The organism is Streptomyces mirabilis (assembly GCF_018310535.1).
Taxonomy (GTDB): Bacteria; Actinomycetota; Actinomycetes; order Streptomycetales; family Streptomycetaceae; genus Streptomyces.
Genome location: NZ_CP074102.1, coordinates 1,455,888 through 1,470,434, shown reverse-complemented (window position 1 = coordinate 1,470,434; position 14,547 = coordinate 1,455,888). Strand labels below are relative to the sequence as shown.

Below are 14,547 nucleotides of genomic sequence, written 5' to 3'. Positions count from 1 at the left end.
ACCCGGCGTACGAGTGGCGTCGCTGGTCGACGCCCGTGATACCCGGGACCGTTGAGCCATGCAAGGAGACACCCGGGCCCAAGAACCAGTCACCGTACGTACGTTCACGCAACTCTTCAGCTGCACGCCGCGAGGCGCCCGGCTCGCGCGACGGCTGGTCGCGAACCGGATGGACGTGTGGGGGTTCGCGTACGACAGTGAGGCCAGCGAAGACGTGAGCCTGGTCGTGGCCGAGCTGGCCGCGAACGCCGTACGGCACGGGAGCGTGCGCGGGCGCAGCTTCCGGGTACGGCTGGTGCTGCGCGACGGCGTCGTCCGCGTGGAGGTGGCCGACGGGCGGACCGAGCGGCTGCCGGTGCTGCGGGAGCCGGACGGCGAAGGCGGGCGCGGACTGGTGCTCGTCGCGGCGCTGGCCGAGCGGTGGGGTGTGGAGCCCCGGATCGGGACGGCCCACAAGGTCGTGTGGGCGGAGCTACGGGTGAGCCTGGGTGGGTAGTTGAGGTGGAAGTGGTGAGTCGACTTACCCCCATCGCCCGCCGATCACGCGCCCGCCGTCCGGCGTTCACGTTCCGCACCGAATCTCCTCGTGGCGCGCTCTCGCACTCGCGGCGCACGACTCAGGAGGCAGGCATGGGGCACGGGCATCACCACCACGGTCACCAGCACGACCACAGCCACGGTCACGACCACGAGAGTGAGTCGCTTCCCGCCGCGTTCGACCCCTCCGTGCCCGACGAGGCCCTGACCCCCGAGCAACAGTCGCGCCGCTCGCTGCTGCGCCGCGCGGGGCTGCTCGGCGCGGGACTCGCCGCCGGTGGCGTCCTCGCGCAGGGGGCGGCGGCACCGGCGTACGCCTCCAGCGCCACGAGCGGTCGGAGGCGGAACGGCTTCCTCTGGCTGTCCGGTGACCACCACATCCACACCCAGTACAGCAGCGACGGCAAGTACCGCGTCGGCGACCAGGTCCGGCAGGGCGCCCGGCACGGTCTGGACTGGATGGTCATCACCGACCACGGCAGCGAGACGCACGCCAAGATCGGTGTCGACAAGGTCAACCCGGACATCAAGGAGGCCCGGGAGAAGTACGAGGACACACTTGTCTTCCAGGGCCTGGAGTGGAACATCCCGGGCGCCGAGCACGGCACCGTCTTCGTGCACCCCGGCAACAACGAGGTCAGCGTTCTGAAGGCGTTCGAGACGTCCTATGACGGTGCGGTGACGGGCTCCAGCGGGTCGTCACCCGCCAACGAGGCGCTCGCCGTCGCGGGCCTCAACTTCCTCGCGGAGCAGGTGCAGCGGCGCAAGGTCAAGGACGCGCTGATGCTCGCCAACCACCCGGCGCGGCGCGGTGTCGACTCGCCGCACGAGATCCGCGGCTGGCGCGACGCGACCGGCTCGGGCCGTCAGATCGCCGTCGGTTTCGAGGGCGCACCGGGCCATCAGGCGGCGGGCATCGCGACGCCGCTGGGCATGGGGCGGGCCCGGGGCATCTACGACAACAACCCGAGCGCCGACTCCTTCGCCGGCTACCCGCTGGAGAGCTACCGCACCTGGGGCGGCTTCGACTGGATGACCGCCACGGTCGGCGGACTGTGGGACAGCCTCCTCGCCGAGGGCAAGCCCTGGTGGATCACCGCCAACTCCGACTCCCACCAGGTGTACACGGACACCGCCGTCCGCGGCGGCCCGGACAGTGACTTCACCGCCAACGGCAAGCACACCGACCCGGTCTACGGCGGCAAGATCGACGTCACCCAGGGCGACTACTGGCCCGGCCAGTACAGCCGTACCCACGTCGGCGCCGACGGCTTCTCGTACGCCGCCGTCATGGACGGCATCCGCGCCGGGCGCGTGTGGGTCGACCACGGGCAGCTCATCAGCGGCCTCGACGCGCGGGTGGCGGGCGGCAGCCGCTGGGCGACCCTCGGCGGCGCGCTGCACGTCAAGAAGGGGCAGAAGGTCACGCTGACGGTCGACATCGCGCTCGCCGACGGACCCAACTGGGCCGGCTTCGTACCGAAGTTGGCCCGCGTGGACGTCATCCAGGGCGATGTCACGGGCGCCGTCGCCGACAAGGACACCTTCACCGCGCCGACCGCGAAGGTCGTCCAGTCGTACGAGGTGAACAAGTCCACGGGCGTGGTGCGTCTCTCGTACTCCCTCGGCGCGGTCGACCGCCCGGTGTACGTCCGGCTGCGCGGCACCGACGGCAACCGTTCCGCCACCGGTCTGATGGGCGCGGCGGTCGACCCGGCGGGACCGGCCGTGGACGTCGTCGGCGACGCGGACCCGTGGAAGGACCTGTGGTTCTACTCCAACCCGGTGTGGGTCCTGCCGTCGTGACCGAACGGTACGTCGTCGGGGTGGACACCGGTCTGTCCGGAACCCTGCGGGCGGCCGACCACCTCCTCTTCGACCTCGTTGCCGAACTCGGCCTGGACGAAGGGGTGGTGGGCTGCACGCACCATGTGCGGGAGGGACGGCCGCATACCGCGCTGTCCTTCGCCACCCCCTCGGAGCGGGTGGCCCGCGAGGCCTGGCGGTCGCTCACGGAACGGGGGTTCGGCGCCGCCTTCGGCGCCGGACGGCACGGTCCGGACGAGCTGGCCGCCGGTGCCGCACACGCCGCCGCGGAGCACCTCGCGCGCACCGGGGGCCGCGCCGTCCGGTACGCCGGGGCCGACGCCCTCACCGGAACGGTGACCGTCGCCCGGCTGCTGGCCGTCTCCGCGGTCGAGCGGATCGTCGTCCTCGGCGCACCCGACGGTCCCGACCCGGACCAGCGGATCGTCACCCGCGATCACGTACGACCGGAGTGGCGCGAAGGTCGACTGGTCCTGGCCGCGATGCCGGCCGCGGGCGGGACACTGGTCCCGTTCGAGGTCCCGGATCCGACACCGTGCTGCGCGGACCATTGACCCGACACGGGTGAGCGAGGGCAGTCGGCTGGAACTGTGGTGACGGTTCCAGCCGACGTCGCTCCCCCTGTCACCGCGCTTGGAAAGCGGGCATCTGGTGCGGTGCCTTACTGCGATGATCCGCGGGAAGGTGACCGACCTGATGTCGAGCGCCGACGGACTTGACGGGCCACAGGCCCCACAGGCGGGCAAAGATCGCGTGAAGAACCTGAGCGGTTCATTCCCGTCGTATGACTGGCCTGACAGGCTCTCTGCGCTGCGGGAACGAGCCGCAGTGATGTCGTGGGGGACTGGGGTGTCGGTGTACGTCTTCGACTGGATCTGTATAGCGATCGCATAGCTCCTGACCTTTGGGCCAGGAGCAGTAGCGATCTTGTGTGGCCGGCTGCGCTTCCCATGGCGCAGGCCCATCGCCTTGCGGCTGTCACGGCCGGGGGAGCAGCCATGAGTAAGCGTCGGTACGTAGCCAGAGGCGTGCCGGGCGGCTACCGGATCTGGGACAACCGAGGGCGCCGATGCTGAGGCGATCTCTGTGAGCTGTGTGCTCGGATCCCCCAGCCAGGGATGAAACACCGGTACAGCTCACTGCCGGGCAGGTCGGCGATCAGCGACAGGGCCTGCCGTGCCTGCTCGAACGCCTCCACCTCAGACCAGACGGCGAGCCTGGCCAGGCTGCCGCCGCCCGCATTGCCTCGACGGCCTCTGCGACGCCTCGCACCACCATGCCGGGCTCGCGGACGCCATCGGCCCATTCCCGGCCGTTGGCCACCCACGCCGTACGCAGTCCCGCCGCACGACCCCTTCCACATCCGTCGAGGGGTTGTCCCTCACCATCCACCCTCCGGCGCTCGGTCGGGGTTCGAGGAGGTTGCTTGGCCGGCACCGGCTTCCGGCCGCCGATGTGGCTGGCGTGATGACTCGGATGCCCCTGTGTGTCGTCGTCACTTCCCGAGATCGTCGTTGGCGTCGCGCAGTTCACGCATGGCATCGGCGAGCTCGCCGAACCCGTCGCGTCCGAGGGGGGTGAGTACCCGGGCGCGCAGGATCTGGGTAACCGCCTCGGAGATGGCCTGGGCCGTGTCCTCGCCCTGGTCGGTCAGTTCGAGGTAGATGAGGCGTCGGTCGTCCTCGCACATCAGACGCCGGGCCAGACCGGCCGCGCAGAGCCGGTCGGCAAGCTTGGTGAACCCGCCGCTGGACATGCGCGCCTCGTGTGCCAGGCGTGTCATCGGCATCCGGTGCTTGGGGGTGGTGAGCAAGCGCAGCAGGACACCGGCGGCGGCTTGGCCGACGTTGAAGCGCTCGGCCAGCTCGCTCACGAGACACTGCTGTGTGGCGTGGAAGCCCTGCCTCACCAGCATCCACCAGTCAAGCAGTTCACGATCAATGCCCTGGTCTACACCTCGGCCGTCGTCGTCGCCGTCGCCGCCGTCGCCGCCGTCGGCCGGCGACGGTGGTTCCGCGCTCTGCAGGCCCCTCGCTTCGGTCTCCATAGCAGTCTCAACTCCCTGGCGGCGCAGATGTTCCTGATCACTCAGTATTGAAGGTCCGGCCGTGCGAGGAGGGCGCGGGTCATCAGTCCGCTGGAAACGCCGAGGCCGACGGCCTCGGCTGTCCACCATGGGCCTCAGGGCGACCGGACTCCACGCCGGCATCGTGTCGTCCAGGCCCCCGTCATTTGTAAAGGGCCGTTACTGGGCTACGGCCAAGGGAATCAACGTCAGGCTGACGTGCCCGTGTATCCCGACCCTGTACCGCCGTCTTCATCCTGTTGGTCGACCGACCCGATGAGTGCCTCACTGATCTCGCGCAGCTGCTCCATCTGGGCAGGGGTGAGACGATCGAGGAAGCGAGAGCGCACACATGCAAGCTGCAGGGGAGCTGCCGCTTGCAAGGCATGTTTTCCCGCGCTGGTCAGCCTGGCGAGAACAATACGACGGCCGACAGGATCCGGTACACGCTCTACCCAGCCGCGCTCCCGCGCACGGTCCACCAGATGGGAGAGTCTGCTTGTCGATATCCCCATCCGCCGAGCCAACTTGGTCAGGCCCAGTTGCCCCTCAGGAGTTTCCGACAGCCAAGAAAGCATCTCGTAGTGGATCTGCCACATGCCGGTCTCGCGTCGGAATTCCTGCCCGACGTGCTCGGTGAGCCAGCGTGCCGCACTGCTGAAGGCGCGCACAGGCTGCTGCGCGTCAAGGCTGGCCGATTCGATTCTCTCCACAGGCACTCCTTAAGCGCGAAGCCGACGTGGCCGGGCTGTGTGATGCTCACCTCACAGCCTGGCCCGCGCCTCACCAAGTGACACGACGCCTTACTACTCAGTGGTGAAGGTCCGGCCGTGCGAGGATGACGCGGGTCATCAGCCCGCTGAAGACGCCGAGGCCGACGGCCGCGACTGTCCACCACGGGGCCCAGGGCAGCAGCCCGATGGTCTGGTCGACCGACCAGCGGCCGGGTCCGGTGAGCGTCAGCACGGCCGGCAGGATCAGCAGCACGAGCGGGTACTCGTAGCCGTTGTTCTGCACCCAGAGCCCGTTGCGCCACTTGACCGTGACCGCGACCGTCATCACTCCCGCTGCGATGGTGGCCGCCAAGGGGGCGAGCGCTCCTGCGCTGAGCAGCAGACCCGCGGCGATCTGCCCGAGGCCCGCGGCGGCCGCGGTGAGCCGGCCGCCGCGGAACCCGTCCGCTTCGAACTCTGCCGCTCCACCCTCGATCCCGTGGCCGCCGAGGCGATGGCTGACTTTCTGGATCCCATGCCCGACGAATAGGAGGCCGACGGCCAGTCGCAGGATGAGCAATCCGGTGTTCATCACACTCTCCTCATGCGTGGGTAGGTGGTGCGGTAGTGGTGAGTTTCCGTGCTTTACAGCACGAAGCAGGTGTCGAAGATCTCCGTCCGAGCCTCCGGGATGAAGCCGCGCTGGGTGCGCCACTGCCGGTGCTGCTCGGACTCGGCGACGGCCTGGCCGAGCAGTTCGGCCTGTCGCGCGCCCGAGATGCTGGGCTTGACGGTGGCCTGGTAGCCGCCGTAGTGGGCGACCGGGCTCCATGCCGGGCTGATCGCCGGAATCTCCTCGTCCAGGCCCTCGTACTCGGCGGTGGCGTAGACGATGCGGCCGCCGGTGACGGTGAGGAGGGACTCGATGTGCGGGATGTCCTGCTCGGGGACGGCGAAGAAGTCGTCGGAGAGGACGGCGAGGTCGCCGTAGAACCCGGGCTTGAGGATGCCCTTGACGTCCTGCTCTCCGGTGAGCTTGGCGCCGGCCTGGGTGTACATGGTCAGTGCGGTCTCGCGGCCGACGCGGTTCTCCGGCGGGTAGAGCGTCAGATCGCCGACGGTCCGGCCGGAGACCAGCCAGTGCAGCGCGACCCAGGGGTTGTAGGAGGACACCCGGGTGGCGTCCGTGCCTGCGCCGACGGTCAGGCCACGCTCCAGCATGGCGCGCACCGGCGGTGCGTCTGCGGCGGCTCCGGCGCCGTAGCGGCGTACGAACGCCTCGCCCTGGAAGGACATCCGGTTCTGGATCGACATGGCGCCGCCGAGCTTGGCGATGCGGTCCAGGCTGTCGCTCGAGACGGTCTCCGCGTGGTCGAACAGCCAGCGGTTCCCGGTGGGGAACAGGCCCTCGGCGGCGAGCTTCTCGAAGACCGCGAGGTCGCGGCGGATCGTCTCGTCGTAGGTGGCGTGCAGGCGGAAGCCCCAGCCGTTCTCCATCAGCAGCCGCACAGCCCTCTCGAAGCTTCCCTCGTAGTCCGCGGCCAGTTCGGGCCGGGGCTCGGTGAAATTCTCGAAGTCGGCCGCCGACCAGGTCAGGTTCTCTCCGGCGCCGTTGAGCCGGAGCCATTCGTCGCCGTCTCCGGGCCGGATCATGCCGATCCAGCGCTGCAGGTCGTCGATCTCCTGTCCCGGGGTCTGCGGGAAGAGGTGGTAGGCGATGCGCAGCGACAGCTGGCCGGCCCTGGCAAGGTCGATGACGGTGCCGTAGTTGTCGGGGAAGTTCTGGAATCCACCGGCCGCGTCGATGGCCGAGGTGAGGCCGAACCGGTTCAGCTCGCGGAAGAAGTGCCGGGTGGAGGTCTTCAGGTCCTCGCCCTGCAGGGTCGGTGCCGCGGCGAGGGTGGAGTACAGGATGAGCGCGCTGGGCGCGGCCAGGAGCATGCCGGTCGGCTCCCCGTCGCGGCCACGCACGAGCTGACCGCCCTTGGGGTCAGGGGTGCTCTTGGTGTAGCCGGCCGCCTTCAGCGCCGCGCGGTTCATCAGGGCGGACTGGTAGAGGTGCAGCACGAACACCGGTGTGTCCGGCGCGGCCGCGTTCAGCTCGGCGAGGGTCGGCAGGCGCTTCTCGGCGAACTGGTCCGCCGACCATCCTCCGACCACCCTGACCCACTGCCCCTTGGGGGTGCGGGCGGCCTGCTCGCGCAGCATCGCCAGAGCCTGGCGCAGTGTGGGCACACCGTCCCAGCGCAGTTCCAGGACGTAGTTCAAGCCGCCCCGGATCACGTGCACGTGGGAGTCGTTGAGGCCGGGGATGACCCGGCGGCCCAGCGCGTCGACCACGCGGGTCCGGGCGCTGATCAGGGGGGCGACATCCTTGTCGTCACCGACCACGGTGACCTTGCCGTCCTTGATGGCGACCGCGCCGGCCTGCGGGTGCACCGGGTCGCCGGTGTAGATCTTGGCGTTGCGGACCACGATGTCGGCGACGTGGTCGTCGTGGACAGGGGGGAGGCCAGCCACAGGCATAGTGGCCATGGAAATCATCTCCAGTGAGCAGGGGGTTCTGAGAAGCCGTGTGAGGGGTGAAGCGGCTGTTGGGGGCCGCAGTGGGGATGGGAGTGACCGCGGGCTGTGTCAGCTGGAGGATGAGCTGCGGGGCACGGCCAGGACGGCAGCAGCGGTACCGAACGTGCCGGCCAGCAAAGGCCAGCCAAGCCCCGTGTGTTGTACGAGCAGGGCTCCCCCGAATGCGCCTGTCAGCATCGCCAGCACGGAGACCAGTCGGCGGCCGGCACGCGGATTGGTACCGCCTGCCAGAGTCGAGTCGGACGCCAGTCCGGTCAGAGTGAGCGTCAGCACCGTCGTGGTCACATCCGGCACGGCGAGTTTGCGCACCGTCCCGTTGCGCAGGCCCATGGCCAGTGCGGTCAGGGCGATGAGCGCATAGACCGCATGGCTCGCGGCGAAGGCGACGGCTGTCGCGGTGGCCAGCAAGACCATTTCAAGCACCAGGGTCAAGCGCAGCCAGCGCGACGAAGTGCGGTGGCGCATCACGGTTTCCAGACGGCCGGCGGCCACCGCACCGACCAGGAAGGCGGCGAGCGACACCAGCGAGCCGAGCACCGAGAAGCCGGGTACGCCGGCGGCGGCGAAGCCGATGATGACCACATTGCCGGTCATGTTCGCGGTGAAGACATGTCCCAGGCCCAGGTAGCTGATCGCGTCGATGAGGCCGCTCACGGCCGTCGCTGTCATGAGGGCAGGCAGCAGCGGCTCACGGTCGCCCGGCGCACGCTGGGCCGGCGGATGGTTGATAGTCACTGTCGTTTCCTTGGGCCACGACCCGTGTTCGGTCTGGGTTGCTCTGACTGGAGACCTCGTCCGCCGTGCCGGCTGGACGCTCGCCGCAGGCACGGGCCGGCTCCTGGGCCGTGTCGAGGATCTCGGCCGGTGTCCTCGGCCACCTGGCCGACGGCCGCACGGACGAGGCGCCGCCCCAGCACCCACGACCGCCGGTCAGCGGCCGGCGACACGGCCACCGTGCTCGGTCCTGCACGCGGCGGCACCTCCCGGGGCCGCCCAACGGACCGTCACTCGCGTGCAGTTCGGCGCCTGCCTGCGGTGGGTGGCGTTTCCCCTGCGGCGCGAGATGACGTCCGCGCCGCCGAAACCGCCGAATGTCGTGCACATCGAGGTCCTGGGTCCCGGGCCGGGCCGGCCCGGGACGGGGCGCCCTCGGGCCGGCGGCCCGGACGGCGGTCAGCCCGCGGCGTGGGCGCCGATGACGGACTGGGCGTAGACGACGCCGAGACCGTAGGCGCCGCCGTGCTCCTTGACGATCTCCATGACAGCGCCGTAGGTCTCGCCGCGGGCCCAGTCGCGCTGCAGCTCGAGCAGCACCTGGATCCAGGTGACCGGCACCGCACCGGCGTTGATCATGCGCTGGAGGGCGTGCTCGTGAGCCTGCGGGGTGACACCGCCGGAGGCGTCGGCCACCACGTACACCTCGTAGCCCTGTCCGAGCGCGGACAGCGCCGGGAGAACCAGGCACACCTCGGTCCACAGGCCCGACAGGATGATCTTCCTGCGGCCGGTGGCCCTGACGGCCTCGACGAGCGCGCTGTCCTCCCACGCGTTCATGGTGGTGCGGTCGATGATCTCCTGGCCGGGGAAGACCTCGGCGAGCTGCGGCAGCAGCGGGCCGGAGAACGACTCGGCGGCAACCGTGGTCAGCACGGTGGGGACATTGAAGGCCTTGGCGGCCTTGGCCAGGCCCACGGTGGCGTTGATGATCGCGCCGCGGTCGCCACTTCCGGTCCCGAAGAACATCTGCGGCTGATGGTCGACGAACAGCATCACGGAGTTGTCGGGAGTCAGCAGGTCCGGGCTGGGAGCGGCCTTGACATTGGCGATGTTGAACATGACGGGTTCCTTTTCTTCTGTCACGGGAAGGGGCGCAGACCTGGCGTGTCTGGCCGCGGGTTGGCCGAAGAGGCGGCCGGCTCGTGCCAGCAGTCCCTGCGGTCGGTTCTTGGATGCCGGCATCACGGCCTCCTTGGGGTGTCACGCCGGGGTGGTGCTCCGTCCCCCGAGGGGGACGCTCGCGTCAATCAATCTTCCAGAGAAGACGCTTCCTAGCTAGAGGTTGAATGATGAACTATATGGGGCGTGTGTCACGTGGCGTGCATCACATGGAGCGGGGCTCGCTTGTGCGCGCCACTCCGAGCAGGCGCCGGTTCCGCGGCGGCGTAACGCGCATAGATCGGGCGAAAAGCGCTTTCTTTCCGGTCCGGTATCAAGACTGTGGCCACAGACGCGGAGCGCATCACGGAGAGCGGTTCGGCGCTTGCGGGAGGCAAGGACCGGGGCGCCGCGGGGGCGGGCCAACGCCCGCCCGACCCTCCTTCCACCCCGAAAGGCTCCGACGTGCGCGTCACCGATCCTCTCTATGCCCTGTACACCCGTCGGCTCCGCCGACGGGTGTACAGGGCATAGAGCTCCCCAGGCACATCGGGCTGATCATGGATGGCAATCGCCGCTGGGCTCGCCAGCGAGGAATCGGGAACCCGAGCCTTGGCCACAAGTACGGTGCCGAGCATGTAGAGAATGTGCTCTCGTGGTGCGAGGCCCTCCAGATCCGGCACGTCACCGTGTTCGTCTGCTCCGCCGAAAACCTCCAACGACGCGATGACGCCGAGGTCTCCCTCCTGATGCAGGTGATCGAGGAAGTCCTGACCACGAACCTTGCTAGGCCACGACCGCGCTGGCAGCTACATGTCGCCGGAGCGTTCGACACGCTTCCCGACACCACCGCTCGCGCCCTCAAAGAGGCCGTCGAGGCCACACGGGAGTGCACCACCGGAGCGCACGTAACCCTTGCGGTCGGCTACGGAGGGCGCCAGGAACTCGTAGACGCCGTACGCGATCTGCTGTACGAGCAGGCGGAGACCGGTAGGTCGATGCGGGGCCTCGCCGATGACCTGACCGCGGACGACATCGCCCGCCACCTGTACACCGCCGTCCAGCCCGACCCCGACCTGGTCATCCGCACCAGCGGAGAGCAGCGCATGTCCAATTTCCTGCTGTGGCAGAGCGCTTACTCGGAGCTTTACTTCTGTGAGGCGTATTGGCCGGCGTTCCGCGAAGTCGACTTCCTGCGTGCCGTACGTGCGTACGCCGCCCGGCAGCGTCGCTACGGCGCCTGAAAAGCGCCTCGCGGCTTCGTGATGCCGGTCTTCCTGGGCCGGCGGGCCACAGGCCTTGTCCCGGCCCAGAGAGCGAGGGCGATTATGGCGCGTCTCAGAAGTGGATCAGGGTAAAGCGGCCGGCCCTCAACTTGGGCGTTGTACTCCATCGAGAGGGGATGAACTTGTGCCACCAGCGCTTCCGGTAGGGCACCCCGCCCGCCCGGCCGCGGCCCGAACCTTACGACTGGCCGCGGTGAACGCCGCCGCTTTCACCGTCTTCGCCGTCCTGACCACACTCCACGCCGTGCGTGCGGGAAGCCCGTGGCAGGACGACCCGTACGACGCCGTCGTGTCGTTCACCAAGTTCTTCGTCCCGCTGCTGGCCGGGATCGGTGCGCTGCGCGTACCGCTGTGCCGCGCAGCCGACCCAATGCCCAGCGCGCGCATCGAGCAGTTGCTGCGCGCCGGGCTGGCCGCCACGCTGCTCATCGCCCTGACGATCGGCGCCGACTGGCTGGCTCTGGCGCTCCGCGCCGACCATCAGCTCTGGAACTCAACGACGCCGTGGCTGGCGGTCTCCCTGGTGCCGCTGACCGGCCTGGTGTGTGCGCATCTTGTGCTGCATCGACGCGTTGCCCGCCTTCTGCCGCCCCGCGACCGGACTCGACCAGCGGACGACTGGCTCGGTGATCTCCCTCCGCTCATGGAAACCCTCGCCGCCCGGCTGCCGAACGCCGCGGGCCGAGGTGTGCCCCTGACGCTCAACGTGGGCGTGCTGGGCTTCATGCGCCGGCACTTCACGGGGCTTGCGGCCGCGGCCTGTGCGGCAGGCACGGTGCTGGCCATCACGGGATTCGCGGTCAGCGAAGGGGGCTTCTCCGCCACGGTCTTCCTGCTGGACTGCCTGGTCTTCCTGAGCGGCACCTTCGGCTTCGTGATGGTCGCCAACACCGCACTGCAGTTGGTGGCTGTACCGTCCGTTGGCCGCCTGCGCCGCGCCGGTCGCACCGCTGTCACCACCGGCGCGCTCACCGTCCCTATGGCGCTCGGGCTGCGCGACGCCATCTGGTCGGCGTGCGGGCTCGGCCGCCATGTCACCACTCCCGGCCAGTTGGCTGCAGTCACCCTCGCCAGCGGGCTGCTGATGGGCAGCATCGCCTTCGGCATCGCACTCAACAACTGGATGAGTCCGCGGTGACGGTCACCGGCCCGCATCGCGCGCCGGCCGGCCGAGATAACGACCAGGGGTGGTAGCGGTGGAAGTGCTGGCGCCAAGGAGGCGGTTGACGACTGCGGCTGGGACTTCGGAAGTCAGGTCGCGGATCGCCGTGGTGCGGCTCGGCAAGGACCGGATGCCCAGCCGGTTGAGTCGAGCAGTGAGAGTGATGTGGCTGAGATGCCGGCCCTGGGTCGGCGCTTCGGCGACGACTTCTCGATGAGCGCGACATGGCTGTTCCTCACGAGGTGGGGGTGGTCGCGCACCCGCACGTCTAGGCTGGCCGACGACTGGATCGGGTGACGGGGGCCGACACGGTGACGTACAGCGCGCGGCGTGGGCGAGAGCCCAGGCCTCTGAAGCGGGACGCAGAAGCCACTGCCGACGAAGAACTGCCGCAACCGCCACGCCCGCTTCGGCGGGACCGGGACTTCGGTGTCTTCTGGGTCGCGCAGACCCTGTCGGTCCTCGGGGACTCCTTCGCCCTGATCGCCCTGCCGCTGCTCGTGCTGCACGCGACCGGATCCGTCGCACAGATGGGCCTGTTGACGGCCGTCGGCGGGGCGGCCTCGGTCGTGGCCGGGGTCTTCGCCGGGGTCGTCGTCGACCGGGTGGACCGCAGGAAACTGCTCGTGACCTGCGATCTGCTCCGCATGGCGCTGTACGCGGTCATTCCGCTGGTCTGGGTCTTCGGACCGCGGATCTGGCTGCTCTACGTGGTCCTGCCGCTGTGCGAGGCCGTCGGCATGCTGTTCTCCGTCGCCTACGTCACCGTCGTCCGCAACCTCGTCGGCGTCGAGCGGATCACGGAGGCCAACGGCAGGCTGAACGCGACCGCGGCGGCGGCCGGGGTGGCCGGTCCGGTGTGCGCGGGGCTGGTGGCGGCGTGGTTCGGCCCGGCCGCCGCCGTCGGCGTGGATGCCGCGAGCTTCGGCGTGTCGGCCGTCTGCGTCGGCTTCGTACGGTTCAAGGGCACCACACGCCCCGCACCGGGAGCCGCGGCCGGAGCGGGAGCGGTCCGGCGGCTGCGGACGGATCTGCTCGCCGGGGTGTCCTTCCTGGTCCGGCACCCGGTGCTGCGCGTGCTGACCGTCCTGCTGTCCTTCTTCAGCTTCCTGACCCTCGGCCTGAACGACCTGCTGATCTACCACCTCAAGCACGATCTCGGCCGCGACGACGCCGCGGTCGGCACCGTGTTCGCGGCCGGTGCGCTCGGCACGATCGCCGGGGCGCTCCTGGTGGCCCGGGTGCGCCGGCGCCTGGGCTTCGGCCCGACCTGGATCGGGTCGGTGGCGGTGTGCGGATGCGCGCTGGCGGGCGTGGGTTGGGCCCACAGCGTGCCGGCCGTCGCCGCCCTGACCGCGGTCTTCCTGGGCTTCGGGAGCGTGGCGGGCACGTGCTCCATGTCGCTGCGGCAGGAGGTGACTCCGGAGCATCTGCTCGGGCGGGTCACCTCGGCGTTCTGGACCCTGCACTACTCGGCGGCCCCGGCCGGCGCGGCCGTCCTCACCTGGGCCGCGGGGCGCCACGGCACGGCGGTGGTGGGCGTGGTCGCGGGCGTCTGCTGCTTGCTCGTCGCCGTACTGGCCCTGCTCACCCCGGTGCGCCGACCCCGTACGGACGGGGCCGGCGCCACCGGTCGTCAGCCGTTGACCCCGGAGTAGTGACCGAGGCTCCAGCGCCACAGCAGCCGCGCGCCCAGATAGGCGAGCAGCCCCACCAGCGGTGAGGCCGCCGCCAGCCAGTACGGCACCCCCGAGTCGCCGCCGTGGCCGGTCAGTACGGCGGCCGGGAAGTAGGCGACGAAGGCCAGCGGCAGCCCGAAGGTGAGGAAACCGCCGACCGCGCGCGGCAGCACATTGAGCGGATAGCTGCCGAACGTGCCGAGCAGTTCCTCCAGCCAGCGCCCCCAGTAGTCGGCGGCCGGGAAGCGCAGCGAGGCGCAGGCCACCGCCGTGAACAGGGCCGCCTCCAGGAGCATCCCGCCCAGGACACAGACGACGAGGTACGAGATCCGGGCCGCGTTCCAGTCCAGCTGGCTGCGGGTCAGCGCGCCCACCATCAGACCGGTCGCCACCGTCAGGTCGCCGATCGCGTTCGTGGGGAAGACGGAGAGCTGGAGTTGCCGGTGGACCGGCATCGGGCGGACCAGGTACGTGTCGATCACGCCCTCCTGGATGTGCCGGGCCAGTCCGTGCACCCGGCCCAGGAAGAGCACGAACAGACCGTGCGCAAGCATCCGTGTCGCCGCGATCAGCAGCACGTCCTGGCTCGCCCAGCCGCCCATCCCGGTGAACCGGGTGAGCAGCACCGTAGCGAAGACGATCACCGACACCTGCCAGATCGCGCCGATCGCGATCATCAGCAGGAACTCGGAGCGGTACTCCAGCTGTGCGCGGAAGTTGAGACGCGTGATCCGCCACACGATCCGCAGGGATTTCAGTGATGTGCTGAGCTTGTCCGTCCTGTTCAGCCTGTCCGTCATGTTCAGTCCGTCCGTCA

Annotated in this window: 13 protein-coding genes and 1 pseudogene; 7 read left to right on the top strand and 7 right to left on the bottom strand. The window is 69.6% G+C overall.

The genetic code is table 11. The features are described 5' to 3' along the window. The first annotated feature begins 58 nt into the window (after positions 1–58). The 3 genes from SMIR_RS06575 (at position 59) to SMIR_RS06565 (ending at position 2,918) form a co-directional block, all read left to right on the top strand. Positions 59–496, top strand: coding sequence for an ATP-binding protein (locus SMIR_RS06575; protein WP_212726738.1), 438 nt, complete (start codon positions 59–61; stop codon positions 494–496). Positions 497–630: 134 nt separating this feature from the next. After that, a complete protein-coding gene (locus tag SMIR_RS06570) occupies positions 631–2,343 on the top strand; it encodes a PHP domain-containing protein (RefSeq protein WP_168496888.1) in 1,713 nt (570 codons plus the stop codon). Next, positions 2,340–2,918 (top strand): hypothetical protein, encoded by a 579-nt coding sequence (locus SMIR_RS06565; RefSeq protein ID WP_168496890.1) that lies wholly within the window; start codon positions 2,340–2,342, stop codon positions 2,916–2,918. The genes SMIR_RS06570 and SMIR_RS06565 overlap by 4 nt, the downstream gene beginning before the upstream one ends. A gap of 941 nt (positions 2,919–3,859) precedes the next feature. On the opposite strand, the gene SMIR_RS06560 is transcribed toward SMIR_RS06565, so the two are convergent. From SMIR_RS06560 to SMIR_RS06535, 6 genes are all read right to left on the bottom strand, one after another. After that, positions 3,860–4,411, bottom strand: coding sequence for a MarR family winged helix-turn-helix transcriptional regulator (locus SMIR_RS06560; protein ID WP_212726737.1), 552 nt, complete (start codon positions 4,409–4,411; stop codon positions 3,860–3,862). 227 nt (positions 4,412–4,638) lie between these two features. Beyond that, a complete protein-coding gene (locus SMIR_RS06555; RefSeq protein ID WP_248003187.1) occupies positions 4,639–5,142 on the bottom strand; it encodes a MarR family winged helix-turn-helix transcriptional regulator in 504 nt (167 codons plus the stop codon). Between the two features lie 97 nt (positions 5,143–5,239). Continuing rightward, complete coding sequence (locus tag SMIR_RS06550; RefSeq protein WP_168496892.1) at positions 5,240–5,734, bottom strand: DoxX family protein; 495 nt, start codon at positions 5,732–5,734, stop codon at positions 5,240–5,242. 53 nt (positions 5,735–5,787) lie between these two features. Next, positions 5,788–7,677 carry an amidohydrolase gene (locus tag SMIR_RS06545; protein ID WP_212726736.1) on the bottom strand — a complete coding sequence of 630 codons (1,890 nt, stop codon included), beginning with the start codon at positions 7,675–7,677 and terminating at the stop codon, positions 5,788–5,790. 99 nt (positions 7,678–7,776) lie between these two features. After that, positions 7,777–8,463 carry a YoaK family protein gene (locus tag SMIR_RS06540; protein WP_422664408.1) on the bottom strand — a complete coding sequence of 229 codons (687 nt, stop codon included), beginning with the start codon at positions 8,461–8,463 and terminating at the stop codon, positions 7,777–7,779. A 438-nt stretch (positions 8,464–8,901) separates the two neighbouring features. Next, positions 8,902–9,564 (bottom strand): hydrolase, encoded by a 663-nt coding sequence (locus tag SMIR_RS06535; protein WP_168496898.1) that lies wholly within the window; start codon positions 9,562–9,564, stop codon positions 8,902–8,904. Between the two features lie 504 nt (positions 9,565–10,068). Here SMIR_RS06535 and uppS point away from each other — a divergent pair. From uppS to SMIR_RS06520, 4 genes and pseudogenes are all read left to right on the top strand, one after another. Continuing rightward, positions 10,069–10,847 (top strand): annotated as a pseudogene (gene uppS / locus SMIR_RS06530) (polyprenyl diphosphate synthase). 235 nt (positions 10,848–11,082) lie between these two features. Continuing rightward, entirely contained in the window at positions 11,083–12,027 is a 945-nt protein-coding gene (locus tag SMIR_RS06525) for a hypothetical protein (protein ID WP_168496900.1), read from the top strand. Between the two features lie 189 nt (positions 12,028–12,216). Continuing rightward, positions 12,217–12,348 (top strand): hypothetical protein, encoded by a 132-nt coding sequence (locus tag SMIR_RS44265; protein WP_283959551.1) that lies wholly within the window; start codon positions 12,217–12,219, stop codon positions 12,346–12,348. A gap of 53 nt (positions 12,349–12,401) precedes the next feature. Further along, complete coding sequence (locus SMIR_RS06520; RefSeq protein WP_168501363.1) at positions 12,402–13,709, top strand: MFS transporter; 1,308 nt, start codon at positions 12,402–12,404, stop codon at positions 13,707–13,709. Here SMIR_RS06520 and SMIR_RS06515 read toward each other — a convergent pair. After that, a complete protein-coding gene (locus SMIR_RS06515; protein ID WP_422664510.1) occupies positions 13,688–14,530 on the bottom strand; it encodes an ABC transporter permease in 843 nt (280 codons plus the stop codon). The two genes, SMIR_RS06520 and SMIR_RS06515, sit on opposite strands and share 22 nt — an antisense overlap. Between the last annotated feature and the right edge of the window lie 17 nt (positions 14,531–14,547).